The 20,265-nt window shown below is 66.5% G+C and carries 17 protein-coding genes; 16 read left to right on the top strand and 1 reads right to left on the bottom strand.

Going from position 1 to position 20,265, the window contains the following annotated elements; all coding sequences use genetic code 11:
- Positions 1-2: 2 nt before the first annotated feature.
- Positions 3-3,125, top strand: coding sequence for an efflux RND transporter permease subunit (locus H6955_21510; protein ID MCP5316148.1), 3,123 nt, complete (start codon positions 3-5; stop codon positions 3,123-3,125).
- The gene (locus H6955_21505) at positions 3,122-4,432 is read left to right on the top strand and encodes an LssY C-terminal domain-containing protein (GenBank protein ID MCP5316147.1); all 1,311 of its coding nucleotides are present in this window, start codon (positions 3,122-3,124) and stop codon (positions 4,430-4,432) included. The genes H6955_21510 and H6955_21505 overlap by 4 nt, the downstream gene beginning before the upstream one ends.
- A 42-nt stretch (positions 4,433-4,474) precedes the next feature.
- Here the strand turns inward: H6955_21505 and H6955_21500 are convergent, their stop codons facing one another.
- Positions 4,475-5,341, bottom strand: a complete 867-nt coding sequence (locus tag H6955_21500) for a LysR family transcriptional regulator (protein ID MCP5316146.1) — start codon at positions 5,339-5,341, stop codon at positions 4,475-4,477.
- A 94-nt stretch (positions 5,342-5,435) separates the two neighbouring features.
- Here H6955_21500 and leuC point away from each other — a divergent pair, with 94 nt between their 5' ends.
- From leuC to H6955_21430, 14 genes are all read left to right on the top strand, one after another.
- Positions 5,436-6,839 (top strand): 3-isopropylmalate dehydratase large subunit, encoded by a 1,404-nt coding sequence (gene leuC / locus H6955_21495; GenBank protein MCP5316145.1) that lies wholly within the window; start codon positions 5,436-5,438, stop codon positions 6,837-6,839.
- 20 nt (positions 6,840-6,859) lie between these two features.
- Positions 6,860-6,988, top strand: a complete 129-nt coding sequence (locus H6955_21490) for an entericidin A/B family lipoprotein (GenBank protein ID MCP5316144.1) — start codon at positions 6,860-6,862, stop codon at positions 6,986-6,988.
- A 3-nt stretch (positions 6,989-6,991) separates the two neighbouring features.
- Positions 6,992-7,633, top strand: a complete 642-nt coding sequence (gene leuD / locus H6955_21485) for a 3-isopropylmalate dehydratase small subunit (protein MCP5316143.1) — start codon at positions 6,992-6,994, stop codon at positions 7,631-7,633.
- Positions 7,634-7,723: 90 nt separating this feature from the next.
- Positions 7,724-8,797, top strand: a complete 1,074-nt coding sequence (gene leuB / locus H6955_21480; protein MCP5316142.1) for a 3-isopropylmalate dehydrogenase — start codon at positions 7,724-7,726, stop codon at positions 8,795-8,797.
- 42 nt (positions 8,798-8,839) lie between these two features.
- On the top strand, positions 8,840-9,955 hold the full coding sequence (gene asd, locus H6955_21475; protein ID MCP5316141.1) for an aspartate-semialdehyde dehydrogenase: 1,116 nt from the start codon (positions 8,840-8,842) through the stop codon (positions 9,953-9,955).
- Positions 9,956-10,175: 220 nt separating this feature from the next.
- Entirely contained in the window at positions 10,176-13,322 is a 3,147-nt protein-coding gene (locus tag H6955_21470) for a hypothetical protein (GenBank protein ID MCP5316140.1), read from the top strand.
- Positions 13,323-13,378: 56 nt separating this feature from the next.
- Positions 13,379-14,197, top strand: a complete 819-nt coding sequence (gene truA / locus H6955_21465) for a tRNA pseudouridine(38-40) synthase TruA (protein MCP5316139.1) — start codon at positions 13,379-13,381, stop codon at positions 14,195-14,197.
- A gap of 34 nt (positions 14,198-14,231) precedes the next feature.
- Positions 14,232-14,855: a phosphoribosylanthranilate isomerase gene (locus tag H6955_21460; GenBank protein MCP5316138.1), complete on the top strand. Its 624-nt coding sequence runs from the start codon at positions 14,232-14,234 to the stop codon at positions 14,853-14,855.
- Positions 14,827-16,056, top strand: a complete 1,230-nt coding sequence (trpB, locus tag H6955_21455; protein MCP5316137.1) for a tryptophan synthase subunit beta — start codon at positions 14,827-14,829, stop codon at positions 16,054-16,056. The genes H6955_21460 and trpB overlap by 29 nt, the downstream gene beginning before the upstream one ends.
- Positions 16,053-16,859 (top strand): tryptophan synthase subunit alpha, encoded by an 807-nt coding sequence (locus H6955_21450; protein MCP5316136.1) that lies wholly within the window; start codon positions 16,053-16,055, stop codon positions 16,857-16,859. The genes trpB and H6955_21450 overlap by 4 nt, the downstream gene beginning before the upstream one ends.
- Before the next feature lie 47 nt (positions 16,860-16,906).
- The gene (locus tag H6955_21445) at positions 16,907-17,767 is read left to right on the top strand and encodes an acetyl-CoA carboxylase carboxyltransferase subunit beta (GenBank protein ID MCP5316135.1); all 861 of its coding nucleotides are present in this window, start codon (positions 16,907-16,909) and stop codon (positions 17,765-17,767) included.
- Positions 17,768-17,831: 64 nt separating this feature from the next.
- Positions 17,832-19,121: a bifunctional tetrahydrofolate synthase/dihydrofolate synthase gene (gene folC / locus H6955_21440; GenBank protein MCP5316134.1), complete on the top strand. Its 1,290-nt coding sequence runs from the start codon at positions 17,832-17,834 to the stop codon at positions 19,119-19,121.
- Between the two features lie 42 nt (positions 19,122-19,163).
- A complete protein-coding gene (locus H6955_21435; GenBank protein ID MCP5316133.1) occupies positions 19,164-19,706 on the top strand; it encodes an SPOR domain-containing protein in 543 nt (180 codons plus the stop codon).
- Between the two features lie 59 nt (positions 19,707-19,765).
- Positions 19,766-20,260 carry a CvpA family protein gene (locus H6955_21430; GenBank protein ID MCP5316132.1) on the top strand — a complete coding sequence of 165 codons (495 nt, stop codon included), beginning with the start codon at positions 19,766-19,768 and terminating at the stop codon, positions 20,258-20,260.
- Positions 20,261-20,265: the final 5 nt, after the last annotated feature.

Raw genomic sequence — 20,265 nt, 5'->3', positions numbered from 1 at the left:
GCATGGCCTTCCAGCACCGCAACGACATCATCGGACTGTTCGCCCAGCACAAGGTCGCAGCGAACCTGTTGATGGTGGTGATGCTGCTCGCCGGGACCTGGGGCCTGGCGCACCTGAACGTGCAGTTCTTTCCGAACTTCGAGATCGAGATGGTCACCGTCACCACGGCCTGGAGCGGCGCGTCGGCCGAGGATGTCGAACGCTCGATCACGGTCCCGCTGGAACAGACACTGCGCACTACCGACGGCCTCGACAAGATGTCGTCGACCTCCAGCCAGGGCCTCAGCCTGATCACCCTGGAGTTTCCCGAGGGGACCGACATGGGCGCGGCGACCGACCGCGTCGAGGAACTGGTCAACGCGGTGCGCAACCTGCCGGCGGATGCCGAGGCCACCGAGGTCAGCCATGTGCTGCGCTACGAGCCGGTCGCACGCCTGTTGGTGCATGGCCCGCCGGATATCCGCGAACTGCGGCCGCTGGTGCGGCGCATGGAACGCGAACTGCTCGACCGCGGTATCGCCAAGGTCACGATCACCGGCCTGCCCGAAGACGAACTGGCCATCCAGATCCCGCAGGCGACCCTGGAGGACCTCGGACTGTCGCTGCAGCAGGTCGCGCAGCGTGTCGCGGCCGGTTCGCGCGATCTGCCGGCCGGCACCGTCGGGCGCGACGACGTCGGGCGCGAGGTGCGCACGCTCGACCAGCGGCGCACCGAACTCGGTTTCGAGCAACTGGTGCTGCGCGCCGACCGCGAGGGCCGGCTGGTACGCGTCGCCGATGTCGCGGAGGTCGAACGCCGCCCGCGTCCCAACCAGGTCGCGCTGACGTTCCAGGAACAGCCGACCGTCGAGTTGCAGCTGATGCGCTCGACCAGCGCCGACTCGCTGGTGTCGGCGCGCATCATGCACGACTGGTTGGACGAGGCGCGTCTGCGCTATCCGCCCGACGTGACCATCACTCCGTACGACGAGCACTGGACGCTGATCGAGGACCGCATCAACCTGCTGCTGAAGAACGGCGGGAGCGGCCTGCTGCTGGTGGTCGGTATCCTGTTTCTGTTCCTCAATGGCCGGGTGGCGTTCTGGGTCGCGGTCGGTATCCCGGTATCGTTCATGGCCACGCTCGCGATCGTGTACCTGGCCGGTGGCAGCATCAACATGATCTCGCTGTTCGCGCTGATCATGGCGCTCGGCATCATCGTCGACGATGCGATCGTCGTGGGCGAAGACGCATTGACCCACTATCAGACCGGCGAGAGCTCGCTGGAGGCCGCCGAGGGGGGTGCGCGCCGCATGTTCGCGCCGGTGATGTCGTCGTCGTTGACCACGATCGCGGCCTTCCTGCCGCTGTTTGCGATCAGCGGCTTCATCGGCAAGTTCCTCGGCGATATCCCGTTCGTGATCGTGTGCGTGATCATCGCTTCGCTGTTCGAGAGCTTCCTGGTGCTGCCCGGACATCTGCGGCACAGCTTCCGGGGTCTGCAACACGCCGAACCCGGCCGCTTCCGGCGCCGCTGGGATGCCGGATTCGCACACTTCCGCGACCGGTATTTCCGCGCCCTGGTCACCTGGGCGGTGAACAACCGGGTCGCGATCGTCTCGATCGCACTGGCCACGGTGATCGTGCTGTTCGGGGTGTTGCGCGGTGGCCGCATGGGTTTCAGTTTCTTCCCCAATGTCGAAGGCAACGGCGTGGTCGCCAGTGCGACCTTCGTTGCCGGCACGCCGCCGGAGCGCGTGAAGGCGTTCGCCGAACATCTGGAGTCACAGTTGTACGCGACCGATCGCGCCTTGGGTGGCGGCCTGGTGCAGGTGGCGAACGTCGCGCTCGGCCGTGGCTTCTTTTCCAACGGCCGCCAGGAGCAGACGGGCGATCAGTTCGCGTCGGTGACGGTCGAACTCTTGCCGTCCGACCAGCGCGCGGTGCGCAACGAGGAATTCATCGAGACCTGGGAGGCGAGCCTGGTCCGGCCGCCGGGCCTGGAATACCTCACCATCACCTCGCGTACCGGTGGCCACCCGGGGCGTGATCTCGAGGTGCGCCTGGTGGGGCCGGACGCCGACGCATTGAAAAGGGCCGCGCTGGAGCTGGCGGATGCACTGTCGGCGATCCCCGGCGTGCAGGCGATCGAGGACGACATGCCATACGGGCAACAGCAGCTGGTGTTCCGCGTGAGTCCACTGGGCGAGTCGCTGGGCCTGACGGTGCAGGACGTCGGTCGCCAGATGCGTGCGGCGTTCGACGGCGAGCTGGCGCAGATCTTCAACGAGGGCGACGAGGAGATCGAGGTGCGGGTGATGCTGCCCGACCGCGAACGCTACCGGCTGAGCGCACTCGACGATCTGAACGTGGTGCTGCCGGGAGGCGGCAGCGTGCCACTGATGTCGGTGGTCGACCTGCAGGAGCGGCGTGGCTTCAAGGCGATCCGGCATGCGGAAGGACGCCTGGCGGCGACGGTCTACGCCGATGTCAACAAACAGACGGCAAACGCGAACGAGATCCGTGCGCTGTTGCGCAGCGGGGTGCTGCCGACACTCGCCGAGCGGCACGACCTCAGCTGGGAGTTCACCGGGCGGGCCGAAGACCAGCGCGACACCGCATCGGACATGCAGAAGGGTGCCTTGTTCGCACTCGCGATGATCTACATCGTACTGGCCTGGGTGTTCGGTTCCTACGGGTGGCCACTGGTCGTGATGGCGATCATTCCGTTCGGTATCGTCGGTGCCCTGTTCGGACACCTGTTCATGGGGATCACGCCGACCATCCTGTCGATGTTCGGACTCTTCGCGCTGTCCGGGATCGTGGTCAACGATTCGATCATCCTGGTGGTGTTCTACAAGCAGCTGCGGGAGCGCGGCATGGGCGTCAGGGAGGCCATCGTCGAGGCCGCCTGTCAGCGCCTGCGCGCGGTCCTGCTGACCTCGCTGACGACCATCGCCGGCCTGCTGCCGCTGCTGTTCGAGACCTCGCTGCAGGCGCAGTTCCTGATACCGATGGCGGTCTCGATCTCGTTCGGCCTGGCGTTCGCGACCTTTCTGGTGTTGCTGCTGGTGCCGGCGTTGCTGTCCGCGCTGGAAGGCGCGCGGCTGCGCCTGACCGCGGCGGTCGCCCCCGGCGAGGCATGACGCGCTTGTCGCTCGCACCCGTTTCCTCGTCGCGATATCGCCTGGGCCTCCTGGTGGCGCTGTTGCCCTGGATACTGGCCGGGTGTGCGACGCCGGGCGGTGTCTGTACGCCGTCCGAGCCATTCCAGACACGCGTCGAGCGTCAGCACCGCAGCGGCCTGGTCGTCGAGGCCGTCGCGCTGAGCCGGTGCGAAAGCGAGGCGACGTTCGGGGTCGCGCTCAACGACATCAACGTGCAACCGGTCTGGCTGAAGATCGAGAACTTCCGCGAAGATCCGCACTGGCTGTTCCCGATCGCGATCGACAACGACTATTTCCCGACCTATGAGGTCGCACGCCGTGCATCGGCACTGGGCGGCGATTCGGTCGACGACCTGTACGAACGGTTCCGCGATCAGGAGATGAAATGGTTCGTCCCGCCGGAGGCGACGGTTTCCGGTTTTGTCTTCGCGCACAGCGACGAGGGACTGAAGGCATTCAACGTGCAGTTGGTCGGTTCGCATGCGGTCGACCTGTTCAGCTTCGTCGTGCAGGTGCCCGGTCTGCCCACGACCTATTTCGACGTCGATGAGGCGGTCCGCAGCCACCAGGCCGCGGCGCCGAACCTGAACGCCGAGGCGTTCCAGGAATGGTTGCGTCGATCGGACTGCTGCGCGGTCGACGTCCGCGGCGCGCCCGGCGATCCGTTGAACATCGTGTTCGTCGGCAGCCTGGACCGGCTCCGTTCCGCCCTGATATCCCGACACTGGGACGTCACCGCGCCGGTCGACGAGGCCTCGCTCCGACGCATGGTCAGTGCCTTCCTCTTCGGATCGCGCTTCCGCTATGCACCGATCTCGAGCCTGTTCGTGTTCGGCCGCGAACAGGACCTGTCGTTCCAGAAATCGCGCGCGATCATCGACGAGCGCAACCACATGCGCCTGTGGCTGGCGCCCGTGAGATTCGAGGGGCGCGCGGTCTGGTTGGGCCAGGTCAGCCGGGATGTCGGTATCAAACTGTCCGGGCGGCTGTGGCCACCGACGACCCATGTGATCGATCCGGATGTCGACGACGCGCGGTTCTATGTCCTGCAGGACATGCTGGCCGGCGGGCTGATCGAGAAGGTCGGTTTCGTCCAGGGCCAGCGTCCGGCGGACGTATCGTCGCCGCACCACAACGCCGAGCACGATCCCTATTTCACCGACGGCCTGAGGAACGTGTTCGTGCTCTCCCGGCGTCAGGTCAAGCCGTCCGAGATCCAGCTGTTGGACTGGGAGCTGCCGTCGGTGATGGAACCGTTTCGCGGTTTCTACCTCCGCCGCGAGTGACAAAGCGCCGGTGACACGGGGCGCTGCACCGGGTGCTGTCGCCTACCCGGCCTTACAGGCGCGGATCATCTCGATGGCGGCATTCGACAGGCTGCGGCGGTGGTGCGTGACCACGCCGAGATGGCGCGTCAGCTGCAGCCCGTCGACGCGCAGCGCGACGACGTCGTCCTTCAGCAGCACCGCGGGCAGCAGGCTCCAGCCGAGCCCGGTGGCGACCAGCATGTACAGGGTCTCCAGGTAGTTGGTCGCCATCGCGACATGCAGTCGGGCCCCGCTGGTGCGCAGCGCCTGTTCGAGGATGCCCCGGGTATAGGTGCTGCCGCCGGGCAGCACGGCCGGGTGCGTCAGCAACTCGTCCAGGCCGATCCGCGCGCGGCCGGCCAGGGGGTGGTCACGTCCGACCATGAATGCCAGCGGGTCCTGCCAGATCGTCTCGAGCTGCAGGTTGGGGGGCTGGTCCGGTGGCAGCGTGACGATCGCCAGCTCCAGGTCGCCGGTCTCGACCGCGCGGCACGCGGCCTCGGAATCCATGAAGCGGATGTCGAGTTCGACGCCCGGGAAGGCCTCGGTGAAGCGTTTCAGCGGTCCCGGCAGGCGGTGCAGGCCAATGTGGTGACTGGTGCCCATCACCAGCCGGCCGCGCACCTCGCCCGACAGATCGCTGACCAGGCGCTTGAGTTCGCGCGCGTCGTTGATCAGGCGCCGCGCGCGCGGCAGCAGCGCCGCCCCGGTGCTGGTCAGCGAGACCCGGCGACCGATGCGATCGAACAGACGCGCGCCGAGTTCCCCTTCCAGCTGGGCGACGCGTTTACTGACCGCGGGCTGGGTCAGGTACAGCGCCTCGGCCGCCTCGGAAAACGAGGCGTGCTCGGCGACCTCGACGAATGCATGCAGCGCGGCGATTTCCATTATTCTCAATAGGAATCAAATAAATGAAAAACATGAATTTGTGTTATTGATGATAGACGCTATCGTTAGCCACGTCAGCCCGGAGAGCGTGAAGATGAAACCGAAAACGCTGTACGACAAATTGTGGGAATCGCACGTGGTGCGCGAGGAGCCGGACGGCACGGCGCTGCTGTATATCGACCGCCATCTGGTCCACGAGGTCACCTCGCCGCAGGCGTTCGAGGGTCTGCGGCTGGCGCACCGGCCGGTGTGGCGCACCGACGCCAATCTCGCGACCGCGGATCACAATGTGCCGACCACAGACCGCAGCGCGGGCATCGCGGACCCGGTGTCACGGGTGCAGGTCGAGACGCTGGATCACAACTGTGCCGAATTCAAGATCGTGGAGTTCGGTATGAACGATCCGCGCCAGGGCATCGTGCACGTGATGGGCCCGGAACAGGGCGCGACGCTGCCGGGCATGACCGTGGTCTGCGGGGATTCGCATACCTCGACGCATGGCGCGTTCGGCGCGCTGGCACACGGTATCGGGACCTCGGAGGTCGAGCACGTCCTGGCGACGCAGTGCCTGATCCAGAAGAAGTCGAAGGCGATGCTGGTCGTGGTCGACGGTTCGGTCGGCTCTGGCGTGACCGCGAAAGACATCGTGCTCGCGATCATCGGCCGGATCGGCACCGCCGGCGGCACCGGGTACGCGATCGAGTTCAGCGGCCAGGCGATCCGCGACCTGTCGATCGAGGGCAGGATGACGGTCTGCAACATGGCGATCGAGGCGGGAGCGCGGGCCGGGTTCGTCGCGGTGGACGACAAGACCATCGACTACGTGAAGGGGCGGCCGTTCGCGCCCGGTCCGGAACACTGGAAGCAGGCGGTCGCCAGTTGGCGGACCCTGCACAGCGACGATGGCGCCGAGTTCGACAAGGTCGTGGTGATCCCGGCCGCGGAGATAGTCCCGCAGGTCACCTGGGGCACCTCGCCGGAGATGGTCGTGCCGGTGACCGACAAGGTCCCCGATCCGGCCGCGGTCGGCGACCCGGTCCGGGCCGAGGGCATGCGTCGTGCGCTGCACTACATGGGGCTGGAGCCCGGCACGCCGATCGAACGCATCGAGGTCGACAAGGTGTTCATCGGGTCCTGCACCAACTCGCGTATCGAGGATCTGCGCGCCGCCGCGTCGGTGATCAGGGGTCGCAAGGTGTCGGACCACGTCAAACAGGCGCTGGTCGTCCCCGGCTCCGGTCTGGTCAAGGCGCAGGCCGAACAGGAGGGACTCGACCGCCTGTTCGTCGAGGCCGGTTTCGAATGGCGCGAACCGGGTTGCTCGATGTGCCTGGCGATGAATGCCGACCGGCTGGAGCCTGGCGAGCGTTGCGCGTCGACCTCGAACCGCAATTTCGAGGGGCGGCAGGGCCAGGGGGGCCGCACCCATCTGGTCAGCCCGGCGATGGCGGCTGCCGCCGCGATCGCCGGCCATTTCGTGGACATTCGCGACCTGTAGGCCGTAGGCGGGGGATGACGATGAGACGCAACTGGGCAATGTTCGTGCTGATATCGCTGCTGGCGCTGACCGCCGGTTGCGAGACGATCAAGGGTCTGGGCCGCGATATTCAGAACGCCGGCGAGGCCATCGATGACGCCGTGAGGTAGGTTATGGAAAAGTTTGCAACGTTCACCGGGATCGTGTGTCCGCTGGATCGCTCCAATGTCGATACCGATGCAATCATCCCGAAGCAGTTTCTGAAATCGATCAAGCGGACGGGTTTCGGCCCGAACCTGTTCGACGAGTGGCGCTACCTCGACCAGGGCGAACCGGGGATGGACAACAGCCGGCGGCCGCTGAATCCGGACTTCGTGCTCAACGATCCGCGTTACGCCGGCGCGAGCATTCTGCTGGCGCGCGAGAACTTCGGTTGTGGTTCGTCGCGCGAACATGCGCCCTGGGCACTGACCGATTTCGGCTTCAAGGTCATCATCGCGCCGAGCTTCGCGGACATCTTTTTCAACAACAGTTTCAAGAACGGGCTGTTGCCGATCGTGCTGAACCCGGCGACGGTCGATCGCCTGTTCGAGCAGGCAACCGGTCCGCAGGCCCTGCAACTGACGGTCGACCTGGCGGCGCAGCAGATTCGCGGTGCGACCGGTGAGCCGATCGGTTTCGACGTCGACCGGTTCCGCAAGCACTGTCTGCTGAACGGTCTCGACGATATCGGCCTGACGTTGCAGCACGTCGACGAGATCGAGGCATACGAGGCCAGGCGCAGACAGGAAGCGCCGTGGTTGTTTGCAGGCTGACCCTGAGCAACGGACCCGTGGCGGCCGAGTGGTCGTCGGGGCCAAGACGATATTGAACGCGATCAAGCGCCGAGTGGGGTGACAGAGACGATGACGAAACGCGTATTGATACTGCCGGGTGACGGGATAGGTCCCGAGATCGTCGCCGAGGCCGTCAAGGTGCTGGACCGCTTGGCCGGAGAAGGCCTGGCGATCGAACTCGACGAGGGCCTGATCGGCGGGGCCGCCTACGACGCGGTCGGCACTCCGCTGCCGGACAGCACACTGGCGATGGCGCAGGAGGCGGACGCGGTCCTGCTGGGTGCGGTAGGCGGCCCGAAATGGGAGCCGCTCGAAATCGCGGTGCGTCCCGAAAAGGGGCTGCTGGGGCTGCGTGCAGGGTTGGGCCTGTTCTCCAACCTGCGCCCGGCGATCCTCTATCCGCAGCTCGCCGGTGCTTCGAGCCTGCGGCCGGAGATCGTTTCCGGACTCGACATCATGATCGTGCGCGAGCTCACCGGCGGCATCTATTTCGGCCAGCCGCGCGGCGTGCGCACGCTGGACAACGGCGAGCGCCAGGGTTTCAACACCCTGGTGTACGCCGAGCACGAGATCGAACGCATCGTAGGTTCGGCGTGCGAGATCGCGATGAAACGCGGCAAGCGCCTGTGTTCGGTCGACAAGGCGAACGTCCTGGAATGCACCGAGTTGTGGCGCGAGGTCGCGACACGCGTGGTCGCGAATGAATATCCCGAGGTCGCGTTGACGCACATGTACGTCGACAACGCGGCGATGCAGCTGGTCAAGTGGCCCAAGCAGTTCGACGTGATGGTCACGACCAATATGTTCGGCGATATCCTGTCGGATGCGGCGGCGATGCTGACCGGTTCGATCGGCATGCTGCCTTCGGCCTCGCTGAATGAAAAAGGCCAGGGCATGTACGAGCCGATCCACGGATCGGCGCCCGATATCGCCGGCAAGGGCGTCGCCAATCCCTTGGCGACCATCCTGTCGCTGGCGATGATGCTGCGTTACAGCCTCGACGAACCGGCGATGGCCGAGCGTATCGAAAACGCGGTGGTTGCGGTGCTCGACCAGGGCCTGCGCACGCCCGACATCATGTCCGAGGGCATGACCGAGGTGAACTGCGAGGCGATGGGTGACGCGGTCGTCGCGGCGCTGTGATGCGGGCCGCACTGCCAATGAATCGGAACTGAGAGCTGAACGATGAATAGAGTGGGATTTGTGGGTTGGCGTGGCATGGTCGGATCGGTCCTGATGGATCGCATGCGCGAGGAGAACGACTTCGCGCAGATCGACGAGCCGGTGTTTTTCACCACGTCGCAGGCGGGGCAGGCCGGGCCGGATATCGGCAGGGACGTGCCACCGCTGCGCGATGCCGCCAGCATCGAGGAACTGGCCGGGATGGACGTGATCGTCACCTGCCAGGGTGGCGACTACACCAAGCAGGTGTATCCCGCATTGCGCAACGCCGGCTGGAAGGGCTACTGGATCGATGCGGCCTCGGCGCTGCGCATGGAAAAGGATGCGGTGATCATCCTCGATCCCGTCAACCTGCCGGTGATCGAGCAGGCGCTGGCCGCAGGCAAGAAGGACTTCATCGGCGGCAACTGCACCGTGAGCCTGATGCTGATGGCGCTCGGCGGCCTGTTCAATGCCGACCTGGTCGAGTGGGCGACCGCGATGACCTATCAGGCCGCGTCCGGTGCCGGCGCGAAGAACATGCGCGAACTGCTCAGCCAGATGGGCGCGCTGCGCGACAGTGTCGCCGGTCCACTCGCGGATCCGTCGTCGGCGATCCTGGATATCGATCGCGCGGTGACCGAGACCCTGCGCAGCGATGCCTTCCCGACGGAAAACTTCGGCGTACCCCTGGCGGGCAGCCTGATCCCGTGGATCGACGTCGCGCTGGACAACGGCCAGAGCAAAGAGGAATGGAAGGGTTTCGCCGAGACCAACAAGATCCTGGGTCGGAGCGACAACCCGGTGCCGATCGACGGTACCTGCGTGCGCATCGGTGCGATGCGCTGCCATAGCCAGTCGTTGACGATCAAGCTCAAGCGCGATGTCCCGATCGACGAGATCGAGCAGATCCTGGACGACGCCAACCCGTGGTCCAAGGTGATCCCCAACGACCGTGCGACCACGATCCGGGAACTCACCCCGGCCAAGGTCACCGGGACCCTGTCGGTACCGGTGGGCCGGCTGCGCAAGATGAACCTCGGCAACGAGTACCTGAACGCGTTCACGGTCGGCGACCAGCTGCTGTGGGGAGCGGCCGAACCGCTGCGTCGGATGCTGCGGATCCTCCAATCCGGGTGATTCGCAGCCAAACTGCGTCATCCCTCGCAAAAAAGTGGCCCGAAGGCGTTTAAGTCTCCGGGCCCGCTGCCGTTAGTTGCATTGGTACATAGCCAGGGCTCGGCTATAGTAAGGCCGAATTTAATTCACCGGTTGATGGTGGCTCCTTTATTTTAAGGAAAGCCGGCTCGGGAAAGAGCCGTAACCAGGAGTCCGGGACGGCGAACCTGAGGGGGGATTCATGGTCCGCAAGTTGGCGTTGGCAGTTTCACTCGCATTGGGAACCTGGAACGTTCCCGTTCACGCACTGGGTCTTGGTGAATTGAGTTCCAAGTCCGCGTTGAATCAGAACTTCCAGGGCGATATCACACTGCTTTCGGCGAAAGCCGATGAACTCGATACGATCCGTGTGAAACTCGCGGATTCGGAAGCCTTTACCCGCGCAGGCGTCGATAGACCCTTCTATCTTTCGCTGCTGAAGTTCGAGCCCGTGCTCGGCGACAAGGGTAGGCCGGTCATCCGGGTGACATCCGAGTTCCCCATTCGCGAACCCTTTATGAACTTCCTGGTCGAGGTCAATTGGCCGAACGGCCGGTTGCTGCGCGAATACACCGTGCTGCTCGATCCACCGACGACCACCAAGCGCCGCCCACCCGCGGTCGCACCGGCGGCGAAGGTGGCTGCCAGCACGCCGCGCAAGGCTGCGGTCAAGCCGACCACCGTCCAGGCGACGCCGCCGGCCGCACCGAGCGGCACGGTCAGCACCGATGGTTCGGAGTACGGCCCGGTGCGTGCCAACGAGACCGCGTGGAGCATCGCCAAGAAGCTGCGGACGGGCGGTGTGAGCATGGAACAGATGATGATCGCGCTGCTGAATGCCAATCCGCAGGCATTCGTCGACGGCAACATCAACCGTCTGCGTCGCGGACAGATTCTGCGTGTGCCGGCAATCAGTGAGATCCAGGAACTGAGTCGGCAGGCGGCGCGTGCCGCCTATCGCGAACAACAGGACGCCTGGCTGGCAAGGCGCGATGCCCGCCTGCAGCAGGCCGCCGAAGCGGCGACCGAACCGACAGGTACCGGCGAGACGGCAACGGGTGCCGCGGCCGCCGAGGGCAGCGACCAGCTGCGCATCGCGACGGCGAGGCCCGAGGGCCAGGGCGAGGCGGGTGCCGGCGATGACGACGCCCGCTCGACGACCGCCGCGAATCTGCGCGACCGCCTGATCGTCGCGCGCGAAAACGCCGAGACCTCGCGCCAGGAGGCCGAGTCGCTGCGCGGCCAGGTCGACGATCTGCAGGATCGCCTGGCCGACATGCAGCGCCTGCTCAGTCTGAAAGACGAACAACTCGCGCAGCTGCAAGACAAAGTGATCACCGGGGACGAGGCCGCGGCCGCGCCGGAGCCCGTGGAACCGGTTGTCGAGCCGGAGGCGCCGGCGACGTTGGAGGTGACCGCTGAATCGACACCGGCCTGGGTGCCGGGTCCGGACTACCAGATCCCAGAGGTCGTGAACCAGGTCGATGCCGACCGGGTCGTGGGTGGCGCCGGCGAAGACGGCACTGTCTCCACCGAGATCGTGGTCGAATCCGTGCCGGCCGGCGTGGCCGATGCCGTGCCCGAAACCGTCGGCGAGGTCGTGCAGGGCGAGACCTTCGCGATCGGCGAGATTCCGCCGCAGATCGATGCCGACCGCATCGTGCAGATGGCCGACGCGGATGGCCTGGTGCCGGATTCGGCCTTGATGGTCGAGGACGGCGGCGCCCCGGTGGCGGATGTGGCCGTGGCCCCGACCCTCGGCAGCGAGGAGATCGTGATCGAGATGGCCGGCGAATCGGCAGTGATGCCCGAGCCGACCGCCGAACCGACGGCGCCGGTCGTTGCAGAGATTGCACCGCCGGTGGTCAATGAACCGCCGGTCGCGGCCGAACCGCCGACCGCAGCGCCTGTGGCGGCCGAACCGCCGGCTGTGCAGAGTGAATCGATGCTCGGGATGCTGGAACGCAACATGGTGCCGATCGCCGCCGGGGCAGTCGGTCTGCTCGGCCTGTTCGGGTGGCTGGCCACCCGGCGTCGGCGTGAGGAAGCCGCCCCCGAGCTGGCCGAGGCAGCGGCGGTGGCGAACGCCTCGGCAGCCGCGACGGCCGCGGACGACGAGATGGACGCGATCGATCAGCCGATGTTCGACGGCGACACGATGAACGACCTGGCCGACAGCTCGTTCCTGGACGAATTCTCGCCGAGCGAGATCAATGCGCTGCAGGATGAGACCGGGGAGGTCGATCCGGTCTCCGAGGCGGATGTCTACATCGCCTATGGCCGCTACCAGCAGGCCGAGGAGCTGCTGCGCCAGGCCCTGGGGCGCGATCCCAACCGCCTGGCGCTGAAACACAAGCTGCTCGAAGTGCACTACGCGACGCGCAACGGCGATGCGTTTGCCGCCCTGGCCCAGGAGATGGTCGATGCGGGGCAGGACGCCGCCGACGAAGATGCCTGGTTGCGTGCCCGCGACATGGGACGCGAACTGATGCCGGATCATCCGCTGTTCGCCGCGCGTGACGGTGAAGTCGGCCTCTCCGGCGCCGTATCGGGCGTTGCCGCCGCGGCAGCGGCAGTCGACGAAGATACCCTGTCGTTGAACGATCTCGAACTGTCCGAGTTGAACTCGGCCTATGCCGACAGCGACAGCGCCGAGGAGACCCTGGATCCGTCCTCGGAGGTCTCGATCCTGCTCGATCTGGAGCAGGCTTCGGAACTGGCCGACGATGCGGTCGAGGACCTGCCGGCATCGATCCCGCTCGAAGACCTCGATTCGCTGGACTTCGAGATGCCCGAGTCGGAGAGCGCGAGCGAGGCGGTGGCCAAGCAGACCGGTTCCGATTCGCTCGACCTCGACAGCATGATGGCGGATGCCGAGGCGGCGGTCGACCAGGATGAAAACCTGGTCAGTCTGGACTCCGATTTCAGCGCCGACGACCTGCAGGCACAGCTCGACGAGTTGAGCGACCTGTCGATGCTCGATTCCTCGCTTGACGATTCTTCGGACCTGTCGAGCAGGGAGGCGCCGGCCGGCCTCGGTCTGGTCGCGGAAGACACGGGTGCCGCCGACAGCGGCGTCGACGAACCGCTGAGTCTCGACGCGGCATTCGATACCGTCGAGATCCCCGACGACGATGCCAGCGAGACCATCGAGCTGGACGACTCCATGCTGGCCGGCAGCGGTGAAGCCGAGGGTGACGACGAGGTGACCACCAAGCTGGATCTTGCACGTGCCTATCTCGACATGGGCGACCAGGACGGAGCGCGCGACATCCTCGCGGAGGTCGTGGTCGAGGGCAACGACATGCAGCGCGGAGATGCCGAGCAGATGCTGGCACGTCTCGGTTGAGTCGGCGCGGCTGACAGCTGCGAATCGAAGGGCGCCGCAAGGCGTCCTTTTCGTTCATGCGAATAGCACTGGGTATCGAATACGACGGCCGCGCATTCAAAGGCTGGCAGATGCAGCGGCATACGGTGGCGACCGTCCAGGCGGCGGTGGAAGCGGCGCTCGGCAGCGTCGCCGCGCAACCGGTCCGCGTGGTCTGTGCCGGGCGGACCGATACCGGGGTGCATGCCGTCGGCCAGGTGGTGCACTTCGACACCACCGCGGTGCGTGCGCCGCGCAACTGGGTGCTGGGCGCGAACGTGAATCTGCCACCCGAAGTGGCGGTGAGCTGGGCGTTGCAGACCGCGGACGATTTCCACGCGCGTTTTTCCGCGCAATCGCGCAGCTACCGTTACCTGATCCTGAATCGCGCGACACGCAGCAGCCTGCTCGCCGGCCGCGCCACCTGGGAGCATCGGCCGCTCGATGTACCGGCGATGCACCGCGCCGGACAGGCACTGGTCGGTACACACGATTTTTCCAGCTACCGTGCACTGGGCTGTCAGGCCAAGAGCCCGATGCGCACCCTGCACAGCCTGGCGGTGCACCGGCACGGCGAGCTGATCGACCTGCGGGTGCACGCCAACGCCTTTCTGCACCACATGATCCGCAACATCGCCGGCGTGTTGCTGGCGATCGGCCGCGGCGAACGGCCGGTCGAATGGGCCGCCGAGGTGCTCGAGCGACGTGATCGCACCCTGGGCGGGGTGACGGCGCCGCCGGACGGCCTGTACTTCGAACGCGTCTGGTACCCGGAACACTTTGCGATCCCCGCGCCACCGCCGGTGCCGTTGATCTGCGGCGTTGACGCGGACAATCCGGCGCCACAATCGCGTTAATCCCGCGTATGCTTTTGCGGCATAATGCCGCGGCATGCGAACCCGGGTTAAAATCTGCGGTATCACCCGTGTGCAGGACGCCCTGGCAGCGGTCGAACACGGGGCAGATGCGATCGGCCTCGTGTTCTACGAACCCAGTCCCCGCCATGTGACATTGCCGCAAGCGGTCGAGATCGTGCGTGTACTGCCGCCGTTCGTGACCGCGGTCGCGCTGGTCGTGGATGCGGATGCCGAACAGATCGCGCGGATCGTCGACCAGGTCGGCATCGATCTTCTGCAGTTCCACGGCAACCAGTCGGCCGACGAATGCGCGGGACACCGCCGCCCCTGGATCCGGGCGGTGCGTATGAAGCCCGAGACCGATCTGGTCGCGCTGCGGGAGACCTTCGCCGAGGCGCGCGGGCTGCTGTTGGATGCCTATCGCCCCGGTGTACCGGGCGGTACCGGTGAGACCTTCGACTGGACCCGGATTCCGTCCGAACTGGCGCCGCACATCGTGCTGGCGGGTGGGCTGGACGCCGGCAACGTCGCCGCGGCGATCCGCCAGGTGCGACCGTTCGCGGTGGACGTCAGCGGCGGTGTCGAGGCGCAGAAGGGCATCAAGGATCCGATGAAGATCAAAGCTTTCATTGACGAGGTACGACGTGCAGAACAATGAGTCCCGTCTGACGGATCTGCCGGATGCGGCAGGACATTTCGGACCCTATGGCGGCATATTCGTGGCCGAGACCCTGATGGAGCCGCTGGATGAACTGCGCGTGGCCTACGAGCGATTCATCGAGGATCCGGACTTCCTGGCGGAGCTGGACGAGGATCTGCGCAACTACGTCGGCCGCCCGTCGCCGATCTACCACGCGCGGCGCCTGAGCAGCGAGCTCGGCGGTGCGCAGGTCTACCTGAAGCGCGAGGACCTGAATCACACCGGCGCGCACAAGATCAACAACACGGTCGGTCAGGCGCTGCTCGCCAAACGCATGGGCAAGACGCGCATCATCGCCGAGACCGGCGCCGGGCAGCACGGTGTCGCGACCGCGACCGTGGCCGCGCGACTCGGACTGGAATGCGTCGTGTACATGGGCGAGGTCGATGTCGCACGCCAGGAGGCCAACGTCTATCGCATGCGCCTGCTCGGCGCCGAGGTGCGCGCAGTGTCGTCCGGCTCCAAGACCCTGAAGGACGCGCTGAACGAGGCGATGCGTGACTGGGTGACCAACGTCGATGACACCTTCTACATCATCGGCACGGTCGCGGGCCCGCATCCGTATCCGGCGATGGTGCGCGACTTCCAGACCGTGATCGGCCGCGAGGCGCGCGAACAGATGCTGGCGACGACCGGACGCCTGCCGGACGCCCTGGTCGCGTGCGTCGGCGGCGGCTCGAACGCCATCGGCCTGTTCTTTCCGTTTCTCGAGGATCGCGGCGTCGCGATCTACGGCGTCGAGGCGGCCGGCGAGGGGCTGGCGACCGGCCACCACGCGGCCCCGCTGTGTGCCGGCACGCCGGGCGTGCTGCACGGCAACCGTACCTATCTGATGGAAGACCGCGACGGCCAGATCATCGAGACGCATTCGATCTCGGCCGGGCTGGACTATCCGGGCGTCGGTCCGGAGCATGCCTGGCTGAAGGACATAGGCCGCGCCAGCTATGTCGCGGTGACCGACGACGAGGCGCTGGCGGCGTTCCATCGGCTGACCCGCACCGAAGGGATCATTCCGGCCCTCGAATCGAGCCACGCGATCGCCCAGGCGATCAAGATGGCACCGCAGATGGATCGTGACCAGGTGGTGTTGGTGAACCTGTCCGGGCGGGGCGACAAGGACATGCACACGGTGGCGGCGCGCGAGGGCCTGCAGCTATGAGACGGATTGCCGCGGTCTTTTCCGCACTGCGTGATCAGGGCCGCCAGGCCCTGATACCCTTCGTCACCGCGGGCGATCCCGCGCCGGAGACCACGCTGCCGCTGATGCATGCAATGGTCGAGGCCGGTGCCGACATCATCGAGCTGGGTGTGCCGTTTTCCGATCCGATGGCGGACGGACCGGTGATCCAGCGGGCCAGCGAGCGGGCACTGACGCACCATGTCGCACTGCACGACGTGATCGACATGGTGCGCCGCTTCCGCGAGACCGACCAGACCACGCCGGTGGTGCTGATGGGTTACCTGAACCCGATCGAGGTCATGGGCTACGACGCCTTTGCGCTGGCCGCCGCCGAGGCCGGCGTCGATGGCGTGCTCACGGTCGACATCCCGCCGGAAGAGGGCTCGGGCCTGGTCGCCGCGCTGCAGGCGCGCATGATCGACCCGATCTTTCTGCTCGCACCGACCAGCAACCGCGCGCGTATCGAGCGCATCACCGCGGCTGCCAGCGGGTTCGTCTACTACGTGTCGCTCAAAGGCGTGACCGGCGCGGCGAATCTCTCGCTCGACAGCGTGCGCGAAAAGCTCGCCGAGATCCGCAGTTGCACCAGCCTGCCGGTCGGCGTCGGTTTCGGCATCAAGGACGCGCAGACAGCGGCGGCGATGTCGGCGTTCGCCGATGCGGTCGTTGTCGGCAGCGCCCTGGTGTCGCGCATCGAACAGCATCTCGACGATCCCTCGCAGGCGATCGAAGAGATCAAGCGCGTGCTCGGCGGGATGCGCGCGGCAATGGACGCCGGCTGAAGCAGCCGGTCTGCTAATATTCGGCGAATCGATCGACGGGGACACGCATGAGCTGGTTCGAAAAACTGATGCCCAGCCGGATCCGGACCGAGGGTGGCAGCAAGAAGGCCGTCCCCGAGGGCCTGTGGGCCAAGTGTCCCAGCTGCAGCGCCGTGCTGTACCGCGCCGAGATGGAACGCAACGTCGAGGTGTGTCCGAAGTGCGGACACCACAACCGCGTCGGCGCCCGCCGACGGCTGGATATCTTCCTCGATCCCGAACCGCGCGAAGAGATCGCCGCCGATCTCGAATCGAGCGACCCGCTGAAGTTCAAGGACAGCAAGAAATACAAGGAACGGCTCAGCGCGGCACAGAAGAAGACCGGCGAGAAGGACGCGCTGGTGGTGCTGCGCGGCCAGCTGAAGGGGCGCGACATCGTCGCCGCGGCGTTCGAGTTCGAGTTCATGGGCGGCTCGATGGGATCGGTGGTCGGTGAGCGTTTCGTGCAGGGCGTCAATACCGCGCTCGAACGGCGTTGCCCGATGGTGTGCTTCGCCGCCAGCGGCGGGGCACGCATGCAGGAGTCGTTGTTCTCGCTGATGCAGATGGCCAAGACGTCCGCGGCGTTGCAGCGGTTGTCGCGGCGCGGCCTGCCGTTTCTCTCGGTGATGACCGACCCGACGATGGGCGGTGTGTCGGCGAGCTTCGCGATGCTCGGCGACGTCAACATCGCCGAGCCGGGCGCCTTGATCGGCTTCGCCGGGCCGCGCGTCATCGAGCAGACGGTGCGCGAGAAACTGCCCGAGGGCTTCCAGCGCAGCGAGTTCCTGCTCGAACACGGGGCGATCGACACGATCGTCGACCGTCGCGAGATGCGTGACCGGATCGCCGCGATCCTCAGCATCCTCACCGGCGAGAAGGCGAGTTAGCCGCACTGCAGATCCACGGGTATGTCGTCCAAGCATGAATCGTCCGCCGTCTAGTGGGCCGGACATGAGGTTCACGACGCTCGCCGACTGGCTGGACTGGCAGACGAGACTCAGTCCCAAGCACATCGATCTCGGCCTGGAACGCGTGCGTGCGGTCTGGGAACGGCTTGCGATCGACACGCTCGGGGCCGCGGTGATCACCGTCGGCGGCACCAATGGCAAGGGTTCGAGCGTCGCGTTCGCCGAGGCGATCCTGCAGGCCGCCGGGTACCGCACCGGTTGTTACACCTCGCCGCACCTCGTGCGCTACAACGAACGCATCCGGGTCGACCAGGTCGAGGCGGACGACCGGCGCATCTGCGCCGCGTTCGAGCGCGTCGACCGGGCGCGCGGCGAGATCCCACTGACCTACTTCGAGTTCGGCACCCTGGCGGCGCTGTGCATCTTCAGCGAGCAGCCGCTCGACGCGGTGATTCTCGAGGTCGGTCTCGGCGGACGCCTCGATGCGGTCAACCTGATCGATCCGGACGTCGCGCTGATCAGCAGCATCGGGCTGGATCACCAGGACTGGCTGGGCAACGACCTGGAATCCATCGCACGCGAGAAGGCCGGCATCATGCGCAGCGGTCGCCCGGTGGTGTTTTCCGGACGGGCGATGCCGGCGTCCATCCGCAGCAGCGCGGCGGCGGTCGGCGCGCGCCTGCTGGTCGCGGGCGAGGACTACCACGCGACCCGGCATGCGGACAGCTGGGACCTGAGCGGCGCCGGCGTCGAACGCCGATCGCTGCCGCTCCCGGGTCTGCGCGGAGCGGTGCAGTTCGACAATGCGGCCGGGGTCATCGTGGCGCTGGCGCAACTGGCGACGCGGCTGCCGCTGGATCAGCGTGCGGTGCGCGCCGGCCTGCTGACGGCCCGGCTGCGCGGCCGCTTCGAGGTCCGCCCCGGCCGTCCGACCTGGGTGCTGGACGTCGCCCACAACCCGCAGGCGGCCGGCGTGCTCGACGGCATGCTGGCGGATCTGCATGTGCCGGGCCGACGGATCGCGGTGTGCGGCATGCTCGCGGACAAGGATGCGGCGGGCGTCGCCGAGGTGCTGGCGGGTCGCTTCGATGCCTGGTACCTGATCGACCTCGACGATCGCTCGCGCGGCCTGTCGGCGGCGGCGCTGTACGACCGCATGCGCCCGGCACTGCCCGGCGTGGAGTTGCATCGGGGCGGGGAGATCGGCGACACGCTCGCCACGCTGTCCGGCCAGCTGGCCGCGGACGACCAGGTGGTGGTGTTCGGCTCCTTTCTCACGGTCGGCGCGGCGATGCACTGGATGGAGACGGCGCGCGGGTCTGCGGACGGGTAGGCGTACGGGTATAATTCTCACTTTGCCGACGACGGGTTTTGGATGGACGAAGGACTGAAAAGGCGATTGATCGGGGCCGCGGTACTGGCGTCACTCGCGGTGATCTTCGTGCCGATGCTGTTCGAGGAGCCGCCCGCGCAGCCGCCGTCGCTGCCACCGCTGCCGAAGCCGCCGCCGGTACAGGATTTCGCCTCGGAGATGCTGCGCGACGAGGTGCCGGCCGTGGCGCCCCTGTCACCGCCGCCCGAGCCGGTGGTCGAAACGCAGGAACCGGTCGTGCTCGAGACGCCCGCGCTCGAGACGCCCGAGGCCGAACCGGCCGAGGTCGCCCAGCCGCGCACCGGTCTGACCGCCTGGGTGGTGCAGGCGGCGAGTCTCTCCAGCAAGGAGAACGCCGACAAGCTGGTCGCGCGCCTGCGCGATGCCGGACTGCAGACACCGGATCCCGATCTGGTCGATATCAAGGGGCGCCGCTTCTACCGTGTGCGGGTCGGTCCGGTCGTCGAGCGCAGCGAGGCCGAGGCGATGCTCGACCGGGTGAGCGAGATAGCGGGTACCAAGGCACAGGTGCAGCAGTACCCCTGATGCGCCCCGTCGACCGGCCAGGCACTGTACATCTGTTAGACTGCGGCGGCGGTTGAGCGGTGGTCTGGCTGGATTTCCTGATCCTCGGCATCATCCTGGTGTCGACGTTGATCAGCCTGGTGCGTGGGTTCGTGCGCGAGGCGTTTTCGCTGGCGGTCTGGGTGCTCGCGTTCTGGGTCAGCTGGAGTTTCTTCCGTGACCTGGAGGTGCCGTTGCGTCAATGGATCGGTTCGCCGACCGCGCGCCTGGGGATCGCGTTCGGGGCGCTGATGATCGCGACGCTGATCGTGGGCGGGCTGGTCAACTACCTGATCATCCAGCTGGTCGAACGTACCGGGATGTCGGGTACCGACCGTTTCATCGGGATGATCTTCGGCGCCGCACGCGGCGTCCTGGTGGTCGCGATACTGGTGCTGCTCGCGGGGCTGACGCCGCTGCCGCAAGAGGGATGGTGGCTCCAATCGAGCCTGGTGGGCTATTTCGAGGAACTCGCGTTCTGGATGCGCGAGCTGTTGCCACCGGAACTGGCAGACCGTTTTCGTTACACCGTGTGAGGTCA

This window comes from Chromatiaceae bacterium (assembly GCA_024235395.1).
Lineage (GTDB): Bacteria > Pseudomonadota > Gammaproteobacteria > Chromatiales > Chromatiaceae > Thiosocius.
The sequence above is the reverse complement of the archived record's forward strand: the minus strand, read 5'-3'. Positions and strand labels throughout refer to the sequence as shown.

Coding starts and splice junctions, on each gene's coding strand:
- H6955_21435 (MCP5316133.1), top strand. CDS start 19,164: ATGGACGAAGGACTGAAAAGGCGATTGATCGGGGCCGCGGTACTGGCG.
- H6955_21510 (MCP5316148.1), top strand. CDS start 3: ATGGCCTTCCAGCACCGCAACGACATCATCGGACTGTTCGCCCAGCAC.
- H6955_21460 (MCP5316138.1), top strand. CDS start 14,232: ATGCGAACCCGGGTTAAAATCTGCGGTATCACCCGTGTGCAGGACGCC.
- H6955_21505 (MCP5316147.1), top strand. CDS start 3,122: ATGACGCGCTTGTCGCTCGCACCCGTTTCCTCGTCGCGATATCGCCTG.
- leuC (MCP5316145.1), top strand. CDS start 5,436: ATGAAACCGAAAACGCTGTACGACAAATTGTGGGAATCGCACGTGGTG.
- folC (MCP5316134.1), top strand. CDS start 17,832: ATGAGGTTCACGACGCTCGCCGACTGGCTGGACTGGCAGACGAGACTC.
- H6955_21500 (MCP5316146.1), bottom strand. CDS start 5,341: ATGGAAATCGCCGCGCTGCATGCATTCGTCGAGGTCGCCGAGCACGCC.
- leuD (MCP5316143.1), top strand. CDS start 6,992: ATGGAAAAGTTTGCAACGTTCACCGGGATCGTGTGTCCGCTGGATCGC.
- asd (MCP5316141.1), top strand. CDS start 8,840: ATGAATAGAGTGGGATTTGTGGGTTGGCGTGGCATGGTCGGATCGGTC.
- H6955_21450 (MCP5316136.1), top strand. CDS start 16,053: ATGAGACGGATTGCCGCGGTCTTTTCCGCACTGCGTGATCAGGGCCGC.
- H6955_21445 (MCP5316135.1), top strand. CDS start 16,907: ATGAGCTGGTTCGAAAAACTGATGCCCAGCCGGATCCGGACCGAGGGT.
- H6955_21490 (MCP5316144.1), top strand. CDS start 6,860: ATGAGACGCAACTGGGCAATGTTCGTGCTGATATCGCTGCTGGCGCTG.
- leuB (MCP5316142.1), top strand. CDS start 7,724: ATGACGAAACGCGTATTGATACTGCCGGGTGACGGGATAGGTCCCGAG.
- H6955_21470 (MCP5316140.1), top strand. CDS start 10,176: ATGGTCCGCAAGTTGGCGTTGGCAGTTTCACTCGCATTGGGAACCTGG.
- truA (MCP5316139.1), top strand. CDS start 13,379: ATGCGAATAGCACTGGGTATCGAATACGACGGCCGCGCATTCAAAGGC.